The 21,170-nt window shown below is 69.4% G+C and carries 20 protein-coding genes; 9 read left to right on the forward strand and 11 right to left on the reverse strand.

Annotated features, from left to right (window positions below):
* Positions 1–22 precede the first annotated feature (22 nt).
* The 3 genes from BM199_RS23675 to BM199_RS23685 are packed head-to-tail and all read left to right on the forward strand — an operon-like array spanning position 23 to position 3,372.
* Entirely contained in the window at positions 23–994 is a 972-nt protein-coding gene (locus BM199_RS23675) for a carbohydrate ABC transporter permease (RefSeq protein ID WP_091675544.1), read from the forward strand.
* Positions 994–1,872 (forward strand): carbohydrate ABC transporter permease, encoded by an 879-nt coding sequence (locus BM199_RS23680; protein WP_091675546.1) that lies wholly within the window; start codon positions 994–996, stop codon positions 1,870–1,872. Before BM199_RS23675 ends, BM199_RS23680 begins: the two co-directional genes overlap by 1 nt.
* A 9-nt stretch (positions 1,873–1,881) precedes the next feature.
* Positions 1,882–3,372, forward strand: coding sequence for a beta-N-acetylhexosaminidase (locus BM199_RS23685; RefSeq protein WP_091675548.1), 1,491 nt, complete (start codon positions 1,882–1,884; stop codon positions 3,370–3,372).
* A 14-nt stretch (positions 3,373–3,386) separates the two neighbouring features.
* On the opposite strand, the gene BM199_RS23690 is transcribed toward BM199_RS23685, so the two are convergent.
* Entirely contained in the window at positions 3,387–4,232 is an 846-nt protein-coding gene (locus BM199_RS23690) for a response regulator transcription factor (RefSeq protein ID WP_245788600.1), read from the reverse strand.
* Entirely contained in the window at positions 4,229–5,884 is a 1,656-nt protein-coding gene (locus BM199_RS23700; RefSeq protein WP_091675550.1) for an ATP-binding protein, read from the reverse strand. Before BM199_RS23700 ends, BM199_RS23690 begins: the two co-directional genes overlap by 4 nt.
* A gap of 202 nt (positions 5,885–6,086) precedes the next feature.
* On the opposite strand from BM199_RS23700, the gene BM199_RS23705 reads away from it, so the two are divergent.
* The gene (locus tag BM199_RS23705; protein WP_177242765.1) at positions 6,087–7,412 is read left to right on the forward strand and encodes a cation:dicarboxylate symporter family transporter; all 1,326 of its coding nucleotides are present in this window, start codon (positions 6,087–6,089) and stop codon (positions 7,410–7,412) included.
* Between the two features lie 5 nt (positions 7,413–7,417).
* Here the strand turns inward: BM199_RS23705 and BM199_RS23710 are convergent, their stop codons facing one another.
* On the reverse strand, positions 7,418–7,858 hold the full coding sequence (locus BM199_RS23710; protein ID WP_091675553.1) for an SRPBCC family protein: 441 nt from the start codon (positions 7,856–7,858) through the stop codon (positions 7,418–7,420).
* Positions 7,859–7,879: 21 nt separating this feature from the next.
* Positions 7,880–10,735 (reverse strand): excinuclease ABC subunit UvrA, encoded by a 2,856-nt coding sequence (uvrA, locus tag BM199_RS23715; protein ID WP_091675556.1) that lies wholly within the window; start codon positions 10,733–10,735, stop codon positions 7,880–7,882.
* Between the two features lie 232 nt (positions 10,736–10,967).
* On the opposite strand from uvrA, the gene BM199_RS23720 reads away from it, so the two are divergent.
* Complete coding sequence (locus tag BM199_RS23720; protein ID WP_091675560.1) at positions 10,968–11,645, forward strand: MBL fold metallo-hydrolase; 678 nt, start codon at positions 10,968–10,970, stop codon at positions 11,643–11,645.
* 146 nt (positions 11,646–11,791) lie between these two features.
* On the opposite strand, the gene BM199_RS23725 is transcribed toward BM199_RS23720, so the two are convergent.
* The 4 genes from BM199_RS23725 to BM199_RS23740 form a co-directional block, all read right to left on the reverse strand.
* The gene (locus BM199_RS23725) at positions 11,792–12,223 is read right to left on the reverse strand and encodes a nitroreductase family deazaflavin-dependent oxidoreductase (RefSeq protein ID WP_091675562.1); all 432 of its coding nucleotides are present in this window, start codon (positions 12,221–12,223) and stop codon (positions 11,792–11,794) included.
* Positions 12,224–12,463: 240 nt separating this feature from the next.
* Complete coding sequence (locus BM199_RS23730) at positions 12,464–12,925, reverse strand: SRPBCC family protein (protein WP_091675564.1); 462 nt, start codon at positions 12,923–12,925, stop codon at positions 12,464–12,466.
* Positions 12,926–12,927: 2 nt separating this feature from the next.
* Complete coding sequence (locus BM199_RS23735) at positions 12,928–13,257, reverse strand: ArsR/SmtB family transcription factor (protein ID WP_091675567.1); 330 nt, start codon at positions 13,255–13,257, stop codon at positions 12,928–12,930.
* Between the two features lie 78 nt (positions 13,258–13,335).
* Positions 13,336–13,713 (reverse strand): MerR family transcriptional regulator, encoded by a 378-nt coding sequence (locus tag BM199_RS23740; RefSeq protein WP_091675800.1) that lies wholly within the window; start codon positions 13,711–13,713, stop codon positions 13,336–13,338.
* Positions 13,714–13,858: 145 nt separating this feature from the next.
* Between BM199_RS23740 and BM199_RS23745 the strand changes: the two genes are divergently transcribed.
* Positions 13,859–15,466 (forward strand): peptide chain release factor 3, encoded by a 1,608-nt coding sequence (locus BM199_RS23745; RefSeq protein ID WP_091675569.1) that lies wholly within the window; start codon positions 13,859–13,861, stop codon positions 15,464–15,466.
* A gap of 30 nt (positions 15,467–15,496) precedes the next feature.
* Here the strand turns inward: BM199_RS23745 and BM199_RS23750 are convergent, their stop codons facing one another.
* On the reverse strand, positions 15,497–16,333 hold the full coding sequence (locus BM199_RS23750; protein ID WP_218160418.1) for a maleylpyruvate isomerase family mycothiol-dependent enzyme: 837 nt from the start codon (positions 16,331–16,333) through the stop codon (positions 15,497–15,499).
* 63 nt (positions 16,334–16,396) lie between these two features.
* Positions 16,397–17,125: an ABC transporter permease gene (locus BM199_RS23755; RefSeq protein WP_091675803.1), complete on the reverse strand. Its 729-nt coding sequence runs from the start codon at positions 17,123–17,125 to the stop codon at positions 16,397–16,399.
* 76 nt (positions 17,126–17,201) lie between these two features.
* Between BM199_RS23755 and BM199_RS23760 the strand changes: the two genes are divergently transcribed.
* Positions 17,202–17,912, forward strand: coding sequence for a histidine phosphatase family protein (locus tag BM199_RS23760; RefSeq protein ID WP_245788622.1), 711 nt, complete (start codon positions 17,202–17,204; stop codon positions 17,910–17,912).
* Between the two features lie 17 nt (positions 17,913–17,929).
* On the opposite strand, the gene BM199_RS23765 is transcribed toward BM199_RS23760, so the two are convergent.
* Positions 17,930–19,396 (reverse strand): SDR family oxidoreductase, encoded by a 1,467-nt coding sequence (locus tag BM199_RS23765; RefSeq protein WP_091675577.1) that lies wholly within the window; start codon positions 19,394–19,396, stop codon positions 17,930–17,932.
* Between the two features lie 98 nt (positions 19,397–19,494).
* Between BM199_RS23765 and BM199_RS23770 the strand changes: the two genes are divergently transcribed.
* Positions 19,495–20,232 (forward strand): DUF6597 domain-containing transcriptional factor, encoded by a 738-nt coding sequence (locus tag BM199_RS23770; protein WP_091675580.1) that lies wholly within the window; start codon positions 19,495–19,497, stop codon positions 20,230–20,232.
* A 9-nt stretch (positions 20,233–20,241) separates the two neighbouring features.
* On the forward strand, positions 20,242–21,159 hold the full coding sequence (locus BM199_RS23775; protein ID WP_143101897.1) for a hypothetical protein: 918 nt from the start codon (positions 20,242–20,244) through the stop codon (positions 21,157–21,159).
* The last annotated feature ends 11 nt before the right edge of the window (positions 21,160–21,170 follow it).

A 21,170-nucleotide genomic window follows, 5' to 3' on the forward strand; every position in this document is an offset into this window, starting at 1 on the left:
CGTCAGCCCGTCCCGCGTGCCGATGACCGCGCAGTCGACCCGGCCCGCCCAGCGGCAGGCCCCCACGGCCGTCCCGGCCCCCGCGCCCCGCAGGCGACGCGGGGGGCGGGACGGCCGCACCGCCGCCCTGTACCTGGCCCCGGCCGGAATCCTGCTGCTGGGCCTGCTGGCCTACCCGCTCTACCAGCTCGTCCTGATCTCGTTCTACGACTACGGCCAGGCCGAGGCCGCGGGCAACGCACCCCTGGTGTTCATCGGCTTCGACAACTACGCCCAGTTGCTCAGCACCATTCAGTTCTGGGAGGTACTCGCCAAGACCATCGGGTTCGCCGCGGTCTGCGTACTCGGCAGTCTCGCGGTGGGGACGTCACTGGCCGTGCTCGCCAGCAGGGTCCGGGCCGTGCCTCGGATGCTGCTCTTCCTTGCCGCGCTGGGGGCATGGGCGACCCCGGCGATGGCGGGGTCCTACATCTGGCTGTTCCTCTTCGACTCCGACTTCGGACTGGTCAACGAGGTGCTGGTCGGGCTGGGCGTCAACGGGATGGCGGGCCACTCCTGGACCTTCGGCACCTACAGCGCGTTCGGCCTCGTCGCGCTGGAGGTGATCTGGTGCTCGTTCCCGTTCGTCATGGTGACGATGTACGCCGGAATCCAGGGCGTGCCCGAGGAGGTCCTTGAGGCGGCCGCGCTGGACGGCGCGTCCTGGACGCGGATCGCGACCTCGGTCGTCCTGCCGATCCTGCGGCCCCTGCTGATGATCGCCACGATCCAGTCGATCATCTGGGACTTCAAGGTGTTCACCCAGATCTACGTCATGACCAATGGAGGCGGCGTCGCTGGACGCAACCTCGTCCTCAACGTCTACGCCTACCAGCAGGCGTTCGCCGGTGCGAAGTACGGCCTCGGGGCCGCGATCGGCGTGGTGATGACCCTGATCCTGCTGTCGATCACGACGTTGTACGTACGTTCCCAGCGACGAAGTGTGGAGCTGTGATGGTGGCCCGGAAGACACACGCAGTACGGCGCGGGGTACGCAAGCCGGGCAGGCTCGTCGCCGAGATCGTGGCCGTGGTGATCGCGGGGGTGGTCGCGTTCCCGCTGTACTGGATGGTGCTCTCCGCACTCAAACCCGCGGGAGAGATCCAGTCGGCGAACCCTCGGCCGTGGACTCTCACGCCGACGCTGGAGAACTTCGAGCGGGTACTCGGAGCGGCCGGGTTCGCCCGCTACTTCGCCAACAGCGTGCTGGTGGCCGTCGTCGTGGTGGGACTGTCGCTGCTGATGTCCTTCCTCGCCGCGGTGGCGCTGACGCGGTTCCGGTTCCGTGGCCGCGTCGTTCTGCTCATCATGCTGCTGGTGGCGCAGATGGTTCCGGTGGAGGCGCTGACGATCCCACTGTTCTTCCTGATGCGCTCGGTCGGCGACGTCACTCCGGCGTTCGGGCTGAACGAGCTGGGCTCGCTCGTGCTGGTGCATCTGGCGTTCAACCTGCCGCTGGCGATCTGGATGCTGCGCGGGTTCGTGGCCGCCGTCCCGGTGGATCTGGAGGAGGCCGCCAAGCTGGACGGCGCGAGCCGCGTCCGGTTCACCTGGCAGATCCTGTTCCCGCTGGTGCTGCCCGGCCTCGTCGCGGTGAGTGTGCTGGCCTTCATCCACGCGTGGAACGACTTCCTTTTCGCCAAGACGTTCATCATCTCCAAGACCGAGAACCAGACCCTGCCGCAGGCGATCCTGGTGTTCTTCAAGCCGGAGGAGAACGACTGGGGCGCGATCATGGCAGGCTCGACACTGATGACCATTCCGGTGCTGATCTTCTTCGTACTCGTGCAGCGCAAGCTCGTCTCCGGCCTCGCCGGTGCGGTGAAGGGCTGAGGGCGGGCGATGTCGGCGTTCGACTCGCTGCTCCCCCGCCCCCTGTTCGGCCGACCGCACCCCGGCATGCTCACCCTGCCCCTCGACGCGGCGGACACCCTGCCGGTCGAGATCGACGAGAGCCTGCCCGCCGAGAGCTACCGCCTGGAGATCACTCCGCAGGGGGTGCGCGCCCGAGCCGGGGACGACGGTGGCGCCGGGTACGCCAGGCAGACCCTGCGGCAACTCATCGGTCCCTCTGCGTTCCGGGCAGCGGGCGGACCGAGCACGGCCGAGGTGCCCTGTGGCGTGATCGAGGACCGGCCCCGCTTCGCCTGGCGGGGGTGCCTGCTCGACGTCGCCCGGCATTTCCGGCCGAAGTACGAGGTCCTGCGCTTCCTCGACCTGCTGGCGGTGCACAAGCTGAACGTGCTGCACCTGCATCTCACCGACGATCAGGGCTGGCGCATCGAGATCCCCGGCTACCCCAGGCTCACCGGCGTCGGCGCATGGCGCACCGCGTCGATGGTGGGCAGGCACGACGGTCCGGAACGGGACGGCAGGCCACACGGCGGCTTCTACACGGTGGACGACCTGCGCGAGATCGTCGCCCACGCGGATCGCAGGGGAATCACCGTCGTGCCCGAGATCGACGTACCCGGCCACGTGCGGGCAGCGCTGGCCGCCTATCCCGAACTCGGTGTGCGTCCCGGAGACCAGCTGGACGTCTGGACGTCCTGGGGTGTGTGCGCGGATGTCCTCAACGCCGAGGAGTCCACAGTAGACTTCTTCAGGGCGGTGTTCGACACGGTGCTGGACATCTTCCCCTCGGAGGTGATCGGCATCGGCGGGGACGAGGTGCCCACCGTGCGGTGGGAGAACGATCCCCGCAGCCGGGCGAGGGCGGCGGAGCTCGGCCTGTCGGGTCCGCACGAGCTGCACGGCTGGTTCCTCGAACGGATGGCCGCCCACCTGCACGCCCGCGGACGCAGGGCACTGGGCTGGGACGAGATCCTCGACGCTGGCGGCACTCACGCCAAGCCCGCGGTGGTGGCGTCCTGGCGTGGCGAGGAGGCCGGGGTGCGCGCGGCCCACGCCGGGCACGACGTCGTCATGTGCCCCGAACAGTGGGTGTACCTGGATCACCGCCAGTCCGACCATCCCGAGGAGCCGATTCCGGTCGGTTTCCTGCGCACGGTCACCGACGTCCACCGCTACGAACCGGTGCCCGCTGAACTGCCCGATGCCGACAGGGCGCGGATACTCGGGGCGCAGGCACAGGTGTGGACCGAGCACCTGGACACCCTGCGGAGGGTCGAGTATGCCGCGTTCCCCCGCCTCGCCGCGTTCGCGGAGGTGGTGTGGAGCCACGGAGAACGCGACACCGCGGAGTTCCTGCACCGGTTGCGGGAGCACCATCTGCCCCGGCTGGACGCGCTCGGCGTCGAGTACCGCCCGCTCGACGGTCCGCATCCCTGGCAGACCCGGCCCGGGGTACCGGGGCGGCCGCGGGATCTGTGACGAGCGCTGACAGCTCAGGTCACCGGGACGTAGCGCACCTCCGGCCGTCCCACCTGGCCGTAGTGCGGCCTGCGTTGGGCCAGCCCGTTGTCGGCGAGGTACTCCAGGTACCGCCGGGCGGTGACCCTGGACGCGCCCACCGTTTCCGCCGCTGCCGCGGCCGAAAGTCCGTCCTCGGCGGCCGCGTGCAGCGCCGCGGTCACGGCATCGAGCGTCTCCCCGCTCATCCCCTTGGGCAACGTGCGGTGGTCCGCGGTGCGCAACTCGGCGAACATGCCGTCGACGTCCGCCTGCCCGGTCACCTCACCCGGGCCGGAGACCTGGTCCCGGAATCGGGCGTAGCGCTCCAGTTTCTCCCGCAGGGAGGCGAACGTGAACGGTTTGAGCAGGTATTGCACCACGCCCGCGGAGACCGCGGCGCGCACCATCGCGAGGTCGCGGGCCGAGGTCACCGCGATCACGTCGGCGGCGACGCCGGCGGCGCGCAGTGCCTGGCAGACGGCGAGCCCGTGGGTGTCCGGCAGGTAGAAGTCGAGCAGGATCAGATCCACCCTGCGCCGCTCAGTGCTTGCCTGAGAACTCGGATCCGCTATCGAGTCGCCAGGGCTCTGATTTCCAGCGACTGTCCAGTCCTGCTGCATGACGCCCTGCCGCCTCGATAGCGGGACTTCGTCGGCCGAGTCCCCCCGGTCACCATGACCTCGCAATCCGCGGTTCCCGGCCGCTCCCAGACAGAATCGGACGGCCTCGCCCCCGGCGTGCACAACACCCGCGACGGTGAACCCCGCGATCCGCTCCACGTAGAGCCGGTGCGCCTCGGCCGCCACCGGGTCGTCCTCGACGACGAGCACACTGATCATCGGTTCTCCTTCCGCGGTGCCGGGACCGGAAGTCGCACGGTGAAGACGGCTCCCTCGTCCTGCCCGACGTCGATCGTGCCGCCGTAGCGCCGGACGGCCTGGCCCACGAGCGCGAGCCCGAGGCCGCGGCCCATCGGCCCGCCCGCCGGTTTCGTCGACCAGCCCTTGCGGAACATCTCCGTCGCGGCCTCGGCGTCCACGCCAGGACCGCTGTCGGCGACCCTGAGGAACAGTTCGCCCGCATCGGTGCGCACCGTCACCGTCACCCGAGGGCCACCCGGACTCGCCCCCGCCCCCTGCACGGCCGCGTCGACGGCATTGTCGATCAAGTTCCCGAGAATGGTGACCAGATCCCTCGGATCGATACCGGTCGCCTGCGCGTCACCGCTGTCCTGGGTGTCCTGCGTCGCGGTGTCCTCGGTGAGTACGAGGTCCACGCCGCGCTCGTCGGCCTCGGCCGACTTGCCCAGCAGCAGTGCGGCCAGTACCGGCTCGGACACCGAGCCGACGACCCGGTCGGTGAGCTGCTGCGCCGCGGCCAGCTCGGCGGTGGCGAACTCCAGTGCCCTGTCGATGCGCCCGAGTTCCACCAGCGACACCACCGCGTGCAGGCGATTGGCCGCCTCGTGGGCCTGCGATCGCAGGGACTCCGCGAACCCGCGCATGGTGTCGAGCTCACCGGTGAGGCTCTGTAGTTCGGTGTGGTCTCGCAGGGTGACCACCGTGCCCATCGCGCGGTCACCGGAACGCACCGGCGCGGTGTTGACGACGAGGACCCGCGTTCCGGTCACATGGATCTCGTCCGTCCTCGGCCCGGCGGAGATGAAGGTGTCCACGAGTCCGGGGGCCAGCCCGAGCTCCTCGACGGGCCGATCGCGGACGGGAGCCTCCAGGTCGAGCAGCTCACGGGCGGCGTCGTTGCACAACACCACTCGCCCGTCCCTGCCGATGAGGACCAGTCCCTCTCGCACGGAGTGCAGGATCGCCGAGTAGTACTCGAACATTCCGGACAGTTCGGCAGGGGCGACGCCCCTGGTCTGCCGCCGCAGGCGGGCGCTGACCAGGTAGCTGCCGAGCAGCCCGACGACGAGCACCGCTCCCGCGACGATCAGCAGCGGGGGTAGCCGCTCGGCGAGTTCGGCCGAGAGCGCGCTGACGGTGATCCCGACGGCGACCAGTGCCACCACCTGGTCGCGGTCGGCGTCGAACACCGGTGCCACCGCTCGGATGGACGGGCCGAGGGTGCCCGTGTAGGTCTCGGTCAGCATGCGCCCCCGCAGCGCGGCCTCGGTGTTGCCGATGAACCGCTGCCCGATCCGGTCCGGATCCGGATGGGTGTAACGGGTCCCGTCCGGCGCCATGATCGTGATGAAGTCGACCCCGGTGTCGCCGCGCACCCGTTCGGCGAACGGCTGGAGCTCGGCGCTCGGGTCCGCGGCGCGAAGGGCGGTGCGCACGCTCGGGGAGTCGGCGACCGTCGCGGCGACGGCGGTCACCTCCTGTCTCGCATGGTCCTCGGTGGCCCTGTCCGCGTCCAGGTAGGCCAGTAGCACCCCGGCGCCGACCAGGACAAGCAGCAGCACGGCCTGCAGCGCGAGCAGTTGCCGGGCGAGGCTCCAGTTCCGGTTCGGCACGTCCTCATAGGACCACATCGACGGCGCACCGGAACGGTCGGACGGGCAACGGTCTCGTCTACACAATGAACACAACCGTGACCCGGGTCATATCGGTGCGGATAGTCACCTCGAACACGCGCCACGACGGCGTCCGCAACTCGAGGAGGCAACGGTGCCCACACCACCGACAACGCCGACAGCGGCCGAGACAGGCCCCGCACGGAAACCCCGCGACCGCATGCACTACCTGTACATCGCGGTGGTCGCCGCGGTGGTGCTGGGCATCATCGTCGGTTTCGCGGCGCCCGACTTCGCCGCCGAACTCAAGCCGCTCGGATCCGGATTCGTCAGCCTGATCAAGATGATGATCAGCCCGATCATCTTCTGCACGATCGTGCTCGGTATCGGCTCGGTGGCCAAGGCCGCCAAGGTCGGCAAGGTGGGGCTGCTGGCGCTGGGCTACTTCCTCGTCATGTCGACGTTCGCGCTGACCATCGGGCTCGTCGTCGGCAACATCCTGCATCCAGGCGAGGGCCTCAACCTCGACCCCGCGGCCGCCGCCAAGGTGCAGGAACAGGCCACCGGCTCGGAAGGCACGGTCGACTTCCTCCTCGGGATCATCCCGGAGACCATGGTGTCCGCCTTCACCGCGGGATCGGTGCTGCAGACACTGCTGGTGGCGTTGCTTGCCGGGTTCGCACTGCAGAAGCTGGGCGCGGCAGGCAAGCCGATCCTGCGCGGCATCGAGCACATCCAAAGGCTGGTCTTCCGCATCCTGGCCATGATCATGTGGGTCGCGCCGATCGGCGCGTTCGGCGCGATCGCGGCCGTGGTCGGCGAAACCGGCTGGGACGCGCTGCGCAGCCTCGCGGTGATCATGCTCGGGTTCTACGCGACCTGCCTGCTGTTCATCTTCGTGGTGCTCGGTTCGGTGCTGTGGTTCGGCGCGCGTGTCAATCTGTTCAGCCTGCTGCGCTACCTGGGCCGGGAGTTCCTGCTGATCGTCTCCACCTCGTCCTCGGAGTCCGCACTGCCGAGGCTGATCGCGAAGATGGAGCACCTCGGGGTCAGCAGGCCGGTCGTCGGCATCACCGTGCCGACCGGCTACTCGTTCAACCTGGACGGCACCGCCATCTACCTGACGATGGCGACCCTGTTCATCGCCACGGCGCAGGGCAGCCCGTTGCCGCTCGGCGAGCAGATCTCCCTGCTGGTGTTCATGATCATCGCTTCGAAGGGCGCGGCCGGGGTCAGCGGCGCGGGTATCGCGACCCTCGCGGGCGGGTTGCAGTCCCACCGCCCGGAACTGGTGGACGGGGTCGGGTTCATCCTCGGCATCGACCGGTTCATGTCCGAGGCTCGGGCGCTGACCAACTTCGCCGGAAACGCGGTGGCCACCGTGCTGATCGGTTCGTGGACGAAGGAGTTCGACAGGACCCAGGCCCGCGAGGTGTTCGCCGGACGGGACCCGTTCAACGAGGCCACACTGGTCGACACGCACGAATCAGCCGACGCGGGCCCGGAGCCGGAACCGGAGCGGCAGAAGGAGGCCGTGCCGGTCTGAGCCCGTCAGGCGAGGTGGGCCCGGAGGCTGCGCTGCCCGCGCCGCATCATCAGGGCGTGATTCGCCCGCAGGACCGGGCGGGCCAGCGGCGACAGCGCACGCAGCAGCGGTTTGCGGACCCCCACCACCTGCCCGATGTCGAGCCGGGTGCCTCCGGGCACCCGGCTCAACTCGCAGTGGAGCTCGCCGTCCAGGTCACCGGACAGCCGTACCCTGAGCCGGCCTGCCTCGGCGTTCTCCTCGACGCGCACCATCCGCAGCACGATCGTGTAGGGCAGGGTGGCCCGGCAGCTGACTTCGGCGGTGTCCTCGTCAATTTGCCGAACGGTCCGGACGTCCGGCCACCAGTCCGGGTAACCCCCGAGGTCCACGAGGACACCGAACACGGTCGGCACCGGCGCCTCGACCGACCAGACCGAACGGAAACGGTAGTCGCGCGAAGCCATCTGCTCGGTACGCGTACCCGCTCAGCCGAGGACCGGCTTGAGGAACTGGCCGGTGTAACTGGCCTCCACCTCGGCGACGTCCTCCGGGGTGCCCTCGGCGACCACCGTGCCGCCGCCGGAGCCGCCCTCGGGTCCCATGTCGACGATCCAGTCGGACGTCTTGATCACGTCGAGGTTGTGCTCGATGACAAGCACCGTGTTTCCCTTGTCCACCAGGCCGTTGATCACGCCGAGCAGCTTGCGGATGTCCTCGAAGTGCAGGCCGGTGGTCGGCTCGTCGAGGACGTACACGGTCTTGCCGGTGGAGCGCTTCTGCAGCTCGCTGGCGAGCTTGACCCGCTGCGCCTCGCCCCCGGAGAGGGTCGGCGCGGGCTGGCCGAGGCGCACGTAACCGAGGCCGACGTCGACCAGCGTCTGCAGGTGCCGGTGGATGGCCTTGATCGGCTCGAAGAAGGCGGCTGCCTCCTCGATCGGCATGTCCAGGACCTCGGCGACCGTCTTGCCCTTGTAGTGCACCTCGAGGGTCTCCCGGTTGTACCGGGCGCCCTTGCAGACCTCGCACGGAACGTAGACATCGGGGAGGAAGTTCATCTCGATCTTGATCGTGCCGTCACCCGCGCAGGCCTCACAGCGTCCGCCCTTGACGTTGAAGGAGAAGCGGCCCGGCTGGTAGCCCCGGACCTTCGCCTCGGTGGTGGACGCGAACAACTTGCGGACGTGGTCCCACACACCGGTGTAGGTCGCCGGGTTGGATCGCGGGGTACGGCCGATCGGCGACTGGTCCACCCGGACCAGCTTGTCCACCTGGTCGAGACCGCGGATGCGGGTGTGCCTGCCCGGCACCTGGCGGGCGCCGTTGAGCTTGTTCGCCAGCACGGTGGCCAGGATGTCGTTGACCAGGGTGGACTTGCCGGAACCGGACACTCCGGTGACGGAGACCAGACAACCGAGCGGGAACGAGACATCCAGCCCCCGCAGGTTGTGCTCGCGGGCGCCGACCACGGTCAGCTGCCGCTTCTTGTCCACCGGCCTGCGGATCGCCGGCAGCGGGATGACCTCGCGGCCGGAGAGGTAGGCCCCGGTGAGGGACTCCTTGTTGCGCAGGAGCTTCTGGAACGGCCCGCTGTGCACGATCTTGCCGCCGTGCTCGCCCGCGCCGGGACCGATGTCGACGACCCAGTCGCTGGCCCGGATCGTGTCCTCGTCGTGCTCGACCACGATCAGTGTGTTGCCGAGGTTGCGCAGCCTGGTGAGCGTCTCGATCAGCCGGTGGTTGTCCCGCTGGTGCAGGCCGATCGAGGGTTCGTCGAGCACGTACAGCACGCCGACGAGGCCGGAGCCGATCTGGGTGGCGAGGCGGATGCGCTGTGCCTCACCGCCGGAGAGCGTGCCCGCGGGCCGGTCCAGTGACAGGTAGTCGAGTCCGACGTCGAGCAGGAAACGCAGCCGGGCCTGGATCTCCTTGAGTACGGCACCGGCGATCATCGACTCACGCTTGCCGAGGACCAGCTCGTCGAGGAACTGCGACGCCTCGGCGATGGAGAGTGCGCAGACCTCCGCGATCGACCGGTCACCCCTCGTTTCGTGCTCGAGGGTGACCGCGAGGATTTCCGGCTTCAGCCGGGTGCCCTGACAGCTCGGGCAGGGCACCTCGCGCATGTAGCCCTCGTAGCGCTCGCGCATCTGCTCGGACTCGGTCTGCTCCTGGCGCCGCTCCAGGAACGGGATCACGCCCTCGAAGTTGGCGTAGTAGGAGCGCTGACGGCCGTACCGGTTGCGGTAGCGGACGTGTACCTGCTCGTCGACGCCGTGCAGCACGGCCTTCTGCACCTTCGCGGGCAACCTGCGCCACGGGGTGTCCATCCGGAACCCGATGGCTTCGGACAACGACTCGAGCAGCCGCTGGAAGTACTCCGCGCTCTGCCCGCCGGACCACGGCGCGATGGCCCCGCCCTCGAGGGTCTCCTCGTCGTCGGGGACGACCAGCTCGGGGTCGACCTCCTTGCGGATGCCGATGCCCGAGCAGTCGGGACAGGCGCCGTAGGGCGAGTTGAAGGAGAAGGAGCGGGGTTCGAGGTCCTCGATCGCCAGTGCGTGACCGTTCGGGCAGGCCAGGTTCTCGGAGAAACCACGGACGCGGTGTGGATCGTTGTCGGGCAGGTCGACGAAGTCCAGTTCGACCAGGCCGTCGGCCAGCCGCAGTGCCGTCTCCACCGAGTCGGTCAGCCGCTGCTTCGAGCTCGACTTCACCGAAAGCCGGTCGATGACCACGCTGATCTGGTGCTTTTCCTGCTTCTTCAGCTTCGGCGGATCGGTGAGCTGGTGAACGGTGCCGTCTACCACCGCGCGGGAGTACCCCTGCTGCTGGAGGTTGGCGAACAGGTCGACGTACTCGCCCTTGCGTCCGCGAATGACCGGCGCGAGAACCTGGAACCGCGTGCCCTGCTCCATGTCGAGCACCTGGTCGACGATCTGCTGCGGCGTCTGTTTGCTGATCCGCTCCCCGCACTTCGGGCAGTGGGCCTTGCCCGCGCGCGCGTAGAGCAGGCGGAGGTAGTCATAGACCTCGGTGATGGTGCCCACCGTCGAGCGCGGGTTGCGCGAGGTGGACTTCTGGTCGATCGACACCGCGGGCGAGAGCCCCTCGATGAAGTCGACGTCGGGCTTGTCCATCTGCCCGAGGAACTGCCGAGCGTACGCGGAGAGCGACTCCACGTAGCGACGCTGCCCCTCCGCGAAGATCGTGTCGAAGGCCAGACTCGACTTTCCCGAACCCGAGAGTCCGGTGAACACGATCATGCTGTCGCGCGGCAGGTCGATGTCGACCCCGCGGAGGTTGTGTTCGCGGGCGCCGCGAACTACGAGGCGATCAGCCACCCGAAGGTCCCTTCACTGGTTCTTGGAGCGCCGACATGTCGGCAGCCGAGATGCTAGGACCGACCACCGACAAAAACGCGAGCGCCGGATCGCGGTGGGGCCGTAGGGCCTGCTCACCCAGTACATCCCAGTACATTCAGCGGCACCTACGAGAGTACGTGGCACACGCGGCGGATGGCGAACGGGTGCGGCGGCTCACGCTCGCAGCTGAGGGCTGACTAACCTGGGCGGCGTGAACGTCTCAGAGGAGTACACCGGTCATGTCGAGCCCGGCGGGGACGCCGCGCGGCGCACACTCGGCGCGCTGACGATCACCAAGCTGTCGGTCGGCCCGATGGACAACAACGCATACCTGCTGACCTGCCGCACGAGCAACGAGGCGCTGCTGATCGACGCGGCCGCGGACCCGGAGCGGATTTCCGACCTGATCGGGCACGGGCCGGACCGCCCCGCGCTCCGGCTGGTCGTGACGACACATCAGCACCCCGACCACTGGCAGGCGCTGGGCGCGGTCGCGGGCGCGAACGGGTCGTACACCGCTGCGCACCCGGCGGACGCCGAGCCGCTGCCGATCCCACCGGATCACCTGGTCGAGCAGGGCGACACTCTCACGGTGGGGGATGTCACCCTGGACGTGATCCACCTGCGCGGGCACACCCCCGGCTCGATCGCACTCCTCTATCGCGACCCGAACGGGCACCCGCACCTGTTCACCGGCGACTCCCTGTTCCCGGGCGGAGTGGGCAAGACGAACAGCCCGGAGGACTTCGCCACCCTCATCGACGACGTCGAGCAGCGGATCTTCGGTGAACTCCCGGACGACACCTGGTTCTACCCCGGACACGGGGACGATTCCACGCTCGGCGCGGAACGTCCGAAGCTCGCCGAGTGGCGCGAGCGCGGCTGGTAACCCGACTTGGCAGATTCAGTGCCCGAGTTGGCAGTTCAGCGTCCGAGTTGGCAGTTCCGGGACGGTGTCACCGCGCCCGGAACCCACTACGGCCGGTATTCGTCCGCGTCGTCGACAGCGCGGTCGAGGTGGCGCTGTCTGGGTCGTCAGGAAGCCGGTTCGAGCAGCACCAGCGGGATCTCCCGGCTGGTCTTGGTCTGGTAGTCGGCGTAGTTCTTGTAGTCGGCGGTGATCCGCGGCCACAGGCGTTCGCGCTCCTCCGCTGTCGCGACCCTGGCCTTCATCCGCTGCGCGGAGCCGCCCTGCACCGCCACCTCGACGTCGGGGTTGTCCCTGAGGTTGAGGAACCACGCTGGATGCTGGTCATCCCCGCCACGGGATGCGACGACCACGAGTGCGTCACCTTCGCGCACCGGAGAGGTCAGCATCACCGAGCGCGGACGTCCGGTCTTGCGGCCCGTGGTGGTCAGTTCCAGCACGGGCATGTTCGCGAACTTCCAGCCCGCCCTGCCACGCGTGAGCTTCAGCAACCCGCGATGGACTGAGTTCATGGTCTTCAATGCGAAATCACTGGGCATGACAAGCAACTTACTGGGCCTGCTCCGGCCGCCTCGCGGCGGGTGAAACGATCTCGAAATGTAAAGCCACTTTCCTTTCCGACACCGTCGAACGGTTTTGCGGAATTGCCGTACCGGAATGAGGAAAACGGGGCACTCGTGCCGGAGATCGAATCGTCCGGAACTGCCAATTCGGCCGCCGGAACTGCCAATTCGGGCCGCGGAAGTGCCAACTCGGTGCACGGATCGCGGACTCGCGGGTCAGCGCTCCCGGGACAGGTGGGCGGTCAGGTCGTCGAAGCACTCCGACCAGCCGCCGTGGTGCGAGTCGCGGTCCTCGGCGGACAGGAGACCTTCCTGGCGGAAGTCCATGAGGGTGTTGTCGTCCTGTTCGGTGAAGGTGACGGTTATCAGGGTCTCGTTTCCGGGGGTGCCGTCGTCGGCGTCCCAGGCGAACGTGAATTTCAACCGTTCCGGCTCGACGATCTCCCGATACACCCCCTGCGCCCAGTACTCGACGCCGTCCGCCGCCGACCGGATACACGTCCGCCACCGGCCGCCCTCGGTCACGTTCGCCGTAACGGAGGGAGCCGTGAAGCCCTTGGGCCCCCACCACCGGGCCAGCTGGCCCGGATCGGTCCACGCCCGGAACACCAGGTCCCTGGGCGCCGCGAACACCCGCTCGATCGTCAGGATCCGGTCCGGATCGACATCGCCCACCATCGCTACGTCCCCTTCTGCATCTCCCGCAGGTGGTCGTCCAGGCGCTCGAACCCGTCTCCCCAGAAGCGCCGGTAGCTCTCCAGCCAGTCCGCCGCACCCGCCATCGGGCCCGCCTCCAGCCTGCACGGCCGCCACTGCGCGTCTCGGCCCCGCGCGATCAACCCTGCCCGTTCCAGCACCTTCAGGTGCTTCGAGATCGCGGGCAGGCTCATCGTGAACGGTTCGGCCAGCTCGGTCACCGTCGCCTCGCCGGTCGCCAGCCGTGCGAGGATCGCGCGGCGCGTGGGATCTGCCAATGCCGCGAACGTGCTGCTGAGTTGATCAGTCGCCATTTCAGTCAACCACCTAGCTAATTAACCGACAGGTTTAATATAGCACGGTGCCGACACACGTCAATCCGGCCGGGACCGTCACTGCTGGGGGGAGGCGGAGAGCCTGGCCCGCAGGATTTCGGCGAACTGCTCGGCATTGCTGAGCTTCGCCCGCAACTCCGCGCAGCGCTGGTCGGCGGTCTCGGCGAACTCACGCAGCCGCCCCTGCGAGATCGTGGCCCCGTCTTCGTTCTGCGCGGCGGGGTCGAGCACGGCAAGCAGTTCCCCCATCTCGTCGAGCTGGAATCCGAGTGGCTTCATCCGCTTGACCAGATCGAGCCGGTCGACGTCGGGTTCGGTGTACAACCGGAATCCGCCCTGGCTGCGCGCGCTCGGCACCACGAGTCCGACCTCCTCGTAGTACCTGATCGTGCGCAGCGAAAGGCCGGTGCGCTCGGCGACCTCGCCGATCTGCATGTGCTGCCCCACGCCCGTCGCTCCTTTCCCCACGTCCACCGTGCCACAACCATGGCCACCACACGGCGACGGTGCCGAGCACACTACGGTGACATGCGAAAGCGCCTCGAACAGCGGGGCAGGCAAGCCCCGAAGGAGCCGAAAGATGACGCCGAGCGGTCCCACCGTGTCCACGCACGACGTCGTGGACGAGGCGGGCAGGCGGCGCACCTTCGCGGTGATCAGTCACCCCGACGCGGGCAAGTCGACGCTCACCGAAGCGCTGGCCCTGCACGCGCAGGTCCTCACCTCGGCAGGCGCGGTGCACGGCAAGGGCAACCGCCGCGGGGTGACCTCCGACTGGCTGGAGATGGAACGCGCCCGCGGTATCTCCATCACCTCGGCCACCCTGCAGTTCGGCTACGGCGACACCGTCATCAACCTGCTGGACACCCCGGGCCACGCGGACTTCTCCGAGGACACCTACCGGGTGCTGGCCGCCGTCGACTCGGCGGTCATGCTCCTCGACGCGGCCAAGGGCCTCGAGCCGCAGACGTTGAAGCTCTTCGACGTCTGCCGTTACCGGGGCATACCGGTGATCACCTTCATCAACAAGTGGGACCGGCCCGGCCGGGAGGCACTGGACCTCTGTGACGAGCTGACCGAGCGGATCAACCTCCAGCCGATGCCACTGACCTGGCCGGTGGGTGTCGCGGGCCACTTCCGCGGCGTCCTGGACGCGCGTACCGGCGAGATGGTGCGCTACGACCGCACCGCGGGCGGCGCCACCGTGGCTCCCGAACACCGGATGGACGCCGACCGCGCGAAGAACGAGGAAGGTACGGACTGGATCGCGGCGAAGGAGGAGCACGAGCTACTGGCCGCCAGCGGCGGCGAGTTCGACCACGACCGCTTCATCGACGCCTCGGCGACGCCCGTGCTGTTCGGCTCCGCCATGCTCAACTTCGGCGTCCGGCATCTGCTGGACCTGCTGGTGGAACTCGCGCCACGGCCCACGCCCCGCGCCGACGTGAACGGCGACACCCGGGAGCTGGACAGCCCGTTCTCGGCGTTCGTCTTCAAGGTGCAGACCGGAATGGACCGTGCGCACCGGGATCAGGTCGCCTTCGCCCGCGTCTGCTCCGGCAAGTTCGAGCGGGGAATGACGGTGACCAACGCGACCACCGGCCGCCCGTTCGCCACGAAGTACGTCCAGCAGGTTTTCGGCCAGGAGCGATCCACTGTGGACGAGGCGTTTCCCGGCGACGTCATCGGCCTCGTCAACGCCACGGCGCTGCGTGTGGGCGACACGCTCTACGATGGCAAACCGGCCGTGAAGTTCCCCGGCCTCCCCAGCTTCGCGCCTGCGCACTTCGCGATCGCCCGGCCGAAGGATCTCAGCCGTGCCAAGCAGTTCCGTAAGGGCGTGGACCAGCTCGAGTCCGAGGGTGTGGTGCAGATTCTGCGTTCGGACCGCAGGGGCGACGCCACCCCGGTGTTCGCCGCGGTCGGCCCCATGCAGTTCGAGGTCGCCACTCACCGTCTCGAGGCGGAGTTCGGCACGGCGGTCGCTCTCGACCGAATGCCCTACTCGATCGTGCGCAGGCTTACCGATCCCGCCCAGCGGAACCTGATCGACTCCAGCCGACGAGGCGAGGTGCTGCAGCGGGGCGACGGCGCACTGCTCGCACTCTTCACCGACCAGACCGCGCTCGGCGTCATGCGCAGGCTGCATCCCGAACTCGCCGTCGAGCCGCTCATCGCCAGCACCTGACGGGGCCCGCGACGCTGCGTCCGAGTGTCCTCAGTAGATGATCGATACGATGTCGAGCGCGGCGTCAGCCAGCCTCTCGTCGCCGTGCACGATCGCATGCGCTCTCGCCTGCGCCGGGGTGACGCCGCGGGTGCAGAGTCGCCACGTCGTGTCGGCGTCCAGGCTGACGGTGGCGGTCGGTTGTGGCTGTGGGCGGGTGCGTAGCGCCCATCCGTGCTCGGTTCGGGTACAGGTCCACGTGCCGCCTGCGCGACCTGTCACCGTGAACTCCACGGCCGACCCCGCAGCCGCCTCGACGTCGCGCAGGGTGTGGGGCAGTGCACGCAAGAACGTGTCGAGTACGGGCGCGAGGAACTTGGCTTGCGTAAGCCCCTGCCGGTGGACGGCCTCGCTGATCTGCTGATAGTGCGTCCAGTACTCCGAGAAGTCCCTGGCCGCGTCGAGCCAGACCGGGGCGGGATCCGGTCCGGCCCAGCTGACCGGCCACGCGAGCGCCGACATGTCGGAGGCGTTCCAGTGGTCGATCATCTGCTCGCCGGTGACGGACAGCAGATCGATCAGCAGGGGTGGACTGATCCTGCGGGCCGCTGTTACCCACTCGTCGTTGATGCGGTGGATGAACGCGGGAAACGCCTCGTCGACGCGCGGCGCCAGCGACTGGAAGTCGTCGCGGTGAATGGACAGCCTGCCGATGTGATCGGCCAGCACGTGGGCCGCGACGTCCTGCACGGCCCAGCCGGGGCAGACCGTCGCACGGAGCCAGTCCCCGGCCGTCAGCTCGCGAAGCAGCGCGAGCAGCGCGGTGTGCACCTCGGGCAGGAGTGGGCGGACGTCGATGCGGGGTCCCAGCCAGGTTTCGTCATGCACGCTCTCACTGTGGTCAATCTTCCGTCGGCACGTCCAGCAGATTCCCGTGCCGCCACGGCCACGTCAGTGCGCGGGACGCCATTCACCGTGCACGCGGCGAGCGGCGACCAGGTGCACCGCCACCAGCACCGAGACGGACTCCGCGGCCAGCAGCCCGATCAGCACGAGCAGCTGGGTGACACCCGCCTGCACCGGACTCGCCCCGCCGAGCAACATCCCGACGAAGGCGCCCGGCAGGGTGACCAGGCCGACCGTCCGCGTCTGGTCCAGGGCCGAAATCAGCGCGTGCCCTGCCGCGGGACGGCAGATCTCCAGTGCCGCTGGCCGTTGCCGCAGGCCAAGCGCGAGAGCGGCCTCGTACTCGCCGTAGCGGTTGCGCAGATCGTCCACGGCCCTGCGGGCGGCCTGCGAGGTCGCCGACATGGCCCCGCCGATGACGATCCCCGCGATCGGCACGACGGCGATCGGCCGCAGTGGCACCGCGCCACTGACCAGAACCAGCGTCAGCACGGGCAGGACGCCCGCGCCGATGGTGGCCGCCACCCAGAGCACATCGCGCGGTGCGCCGATCCTGCGCGCGGAGGTGCCCGCCGCGACGGAGAACATCAGTAGCACGAATCCCGCCGTCCACCAGCCTGACCGCAGGATCGCCGCGATCACCAGCGACACCGCCGCGAGCTGCACGGCCGCGCGCGCTCCCGCCACGAGCACGGCGGATCCCGAACCCAGCGCACCCCGCCACACCACGACGGCCGCGAGCAGGAGCAGCAGGCACAGCACCGCGATCAACATCGGCCCTGGCACGATCGAAGCGTCCTTCACGGCACTGATCGTGCCCCACGGTCACGGATATCCTGACCGGGTGACTGTGCCTGACCGGATACCTGTGCCCGCCGCCTCGGAAAGCCCGTCCCCCTCCGCTGAGGTCGAGTACCGGCAGTCCCGGTTCCGCCCTCCCGCTGGCGCCACCGAGTTCCTGCTGGTCCGGCACGGTGAATCCGCCCCTGCCCGGGCGAGCGCCCCCTTCCCGCTGGTCGAGGGTCAGGGCGATCCGGATCTGGCGCCACAGGGCAGGCAGCAGGCCGAGCGGGTCGGCGCACGCCTCGCCGCCGAACACGTCGACGCGCTCTACGTCACCACGTTGCGCAGGACGGTGCAGACCGCCGAGCCGCTCGCCCGCAGGCTCGGCCTCGTTCCCCAGGTCGAGGCCAACCTGCGGGAGGTCCACCTCGGCGAGTGGGAAGGCGGTCTCTTCCGCAAACACGTGGCCGAGAACCATCCGATCGCCCGGCGCGTCCGCGCCGAGCAGCGCTGGGACCTGATCCCCGGCGCGGAGGAGGCCAACGCCTTCGCCGAGCGCGTGCGGGCCGGAGTGCAGCATCTTGCCGACACCCACCCCGGACAACGGCTCGCCGTCTTCACCCACGGCGGTGTGATCGGCCAGGTCCTCGCCCTCGCCACGGGTTCGCAGCCGTTCGCGTTCGTCGGCGCGGACAACGGCTCGGTGTCCGAGGTCGTGGTGGCCGACGGGGTGTGGATCGTGCGCCGGTTCAACGACACCGCGCACCTGGCGGACTGAGCGGTAGCGAACGGGCGCTACGGCCGCGTCTGCGGCTGGGCGGCGGCTTCGACGATGTTGCGTGCCATCCCGCCGAACACGATGCCGTGGAACGGCGCGATCGCGTGCCAGTACACGTGGCCCGCGAGTCCCTTCGGCAGGAACACCGCCCGCTGGTGGTACCGGGAAGTTCCGTCCGCTGCCGGTTCGGCGCGCAACTCCAGCCAGGCGCCACCGGGCACCTTCATCTCCGCCCGGAGAAGCAGCAGGCTGCCCCTGTCGATCTGCTCGACCCGCCAGAAGTCGACCGCGTCGCCGAGGTTCAGCCGTTCCTGGTCGCGGCGCCCCCTGCGCAACCCGACACCGCCGGACAACCGGTCCAGCCAACCGCGCACCGCCCAGGCCAGCGGAAAGGAGTACCAGCCGTTGGTCCCGCCGACGCCCTCGATCACCCGCCAGAGATCGTCGGCACTCGCAGCGCAGTCCGCCGTGCGCACGTCGGTGTAGCTGGACCCGCCCGACCACTCGGGGTCGGTCGGCAACGGATCGGCGGGCGCGTCCGCCTGGGTGGCGTTGGACCAGCGCGTCTCCACCTGCGCGTCACGCACCTTCGCGAGGGCGTACCGCACCGCGGCGTCGTAGCGCAGCAGACCACCGTCGGGGTCGGGGACGTACTTCTCGATGTCGCGCTCGCCGCAGACCATCTCGTGCACCAGCGAGTCGATCAACGGCCTCGCGATCGCCTTCGGCACCGGGGTCACCAGGTTCACCCAGTGCGAGGACAACCGCGGCGTCAGCACCGGAACCGGCAGCATCGCGCGCCTCGGCAGCCCGGCGACGGCCGCGTACCTGCGCATCATGTCGAGGTAGGTCAACACGTCGGGTCCGCCGATGTCGAACGTCCGGTTGACCTCCTCCGGCAGGTCCGCCGATTCGGCGAGATACCGCAGCACGTCGCGCACCGCGATGGGCTGGACGCGGTTGTGCGCCCACTTCGGCACCACCATCACCGGCAGCCGTTCGGTCAGGTACCGCAGCATCTCGAAGCTGGCCGACCCCGAGCCGAGGATCACCGCGGCCCGCAGCACCGCGGCCGGCACCCCCGAACGCAGGAAGATCTCGCCGACCTCGGTGCGGGAGGCCAGGTGATCGGACAACTCCTCGCCGTCCGGCCGCAGCCCGCCGAGGTAGACGATCCTGCGCACGCCCGCCTCCCGCGCGGCCTGCGCCGTGATCAGCGCGGCGCGGCGGTCGACCCCCGCGAACCGCCGCGCCTGCAACGAGTGCACGAGGTAGTAGACGACGTCGACGTCACGCATCGCCGCGCGCAGGCCGTCCTCGTCGAGCACGTCGCCACGAACGGTCTCCACCCGCCCCGCCCACGGCACATCCCGCAGCTTCGCCGGGTCACGGGCCAGGCAGCGTACGGTGTGCCCCCGCTCGAGCAGGTGCGGCACGAGCCGCCCGCCGATGTAACCGGTCGCACCGGTGACCAGACAACGCATGACCTGATTGTGGGCGCAGCAGGCGATTCCCGCCGATCTCGCGACCCCGGCGCCGGCGCGCCCCTCGCACTGTCGGTGGGGCAGGGCACCATGGGTCCATGTACCGCGAGTTCCCGCCGCCACCGCCCCTGCGGGAGGTGGTGCGATGTCTATGGTCCGCGCGCATCCGGGGCAGTTTCCCCATCGTGCCCGACGGCTGCGCGGACCTGATCGTGGCTGGCGACGAGGTGTTCGTCGCGGGCCCGGACACCTCGGCGTGGCGCAGCACGCTGGAGACCGGCACCGAACTGCTCGGTGTGCGGTTTCGCCCCGGTCGCGCACCCAGCGTGCTGGGGACACCGGCGAGCGACCTGCGCGACCGGCGGATACCGCTGGACGAGTTGTGGGGCCGTCGTGGCCGCGACGTCGCGGACCGGCTCCTCGACACTCCTCGCGCCCTGCCTGCCGTGGCACTGAACGCGCTGCACCGTGCAGGCGGCGACGCGGGCCGTCGACGCGACCCGTGGCTGGAGGTCCTGCTCGCGCGGCTGAACGCCGGTGTCTCCCGCGTCGGTGACGCCGTGCACGATCTCGATCTGGGGCCGCGCCAGCTGCGCCGGAAGTTCACCGAGGCGGTCGGCTACGGCCCCGCGACGTATCTCCGGGTCGCCCGGCTACAGCGCGCGCTCGCGGTGGCGCCGCGCGTGGCGGGGCTGAGCACGCTCGCCACGGAGGCGGGTTACGCGGACCAGGCCCATCTCAGCCGGGACTGCCGGGACCTCACGGGACAGACCGCGAGCGAGTACTTCGTGCTCGATGACCGTTCCGTTCACGACAGATCCGCAAGCCGGTCGTAGGCTCGCCCCATGCCCGATACTTCCATTGTAGACAGTCATACTCGTGCTCGTACCTTTCTGGACACCTCGGCCCGGTTGCCCGAGCGCAGGCTGGCCCGCCTCCTGCTCGACGACGGCGGCATCGACGACGCCTGCGCGGTTCTCGAGACGCTGGCGGCGTACCGCAATCCCGATGGCGGGTTCGGCTGGGCACTGGAGCCGGACGTGCGCTGCCCGGACAGCCAGCCGCTCGCGGCCGACTTCGCCCTCGAGATACTCGATCTGGTGCTGCGGTCCCCTGTGGGCAGGGACACCAGGGTGCTCGCGGGCGCCCGTGACCTCGCCGAGCCGCTCCTGCCTTACCTCGCCTCGGTCGCCGTCGACGGCGGGTTGCCGATCGTGCTGCCGTCCGTCGCGGCCCATCCCCGGGCGGCGCACTGGGGTGACGGCGTGTTCCCGCCCGCGCTCAACCCGACAGCGGGGATCACGGCGCGGCTGCTCGACCTCGGGTTCGAGTCCCGGTGGTTGACCGAAGCCGCGTCCTTCTGCCGGCGGGAGATCGACGCGCTGACCCCCGAACGCCCGCTCGACGCCCACAGCGCGACCGGGGTCCTGCGTTTCCTGACAGCCTGGCCCGACCGAGCCTGGGCGGACGGGCGCGTGCGGGCGGTGACGGACTCGTTCGACCGCATGCCGCTGTTGCAGCTGTATCCCGGAGTGGGATACGGGCTCACACCACTGGACCTCGCGCCACATCCCGGCGATCCACTCAGGAGCGCGTTCCCGGACGACGCGATCCCGGCTCACCTGGACGAGCTCGCCGCGGCCCAGCAGCAGGACGGCGGCTGGCCACTCGGCTGGACGCCACCCGGTCCCGCGGCCGAACAGGAGTGGCGTGGAGTCGTGACCGTGCGGGCCCTGCACGTGCTCAAGCTGAACGAACGCTGATCCGGTGTCGA

This window comes from Amycolatopsis marina (assembly GCF_900111885.1).
GTDB lineage: Bacteria > Actinomycetota > Actinomycetes > Mycobacteriales > Pseudonocardiaceae > Amycolatopsis > Amycolatopsis marina.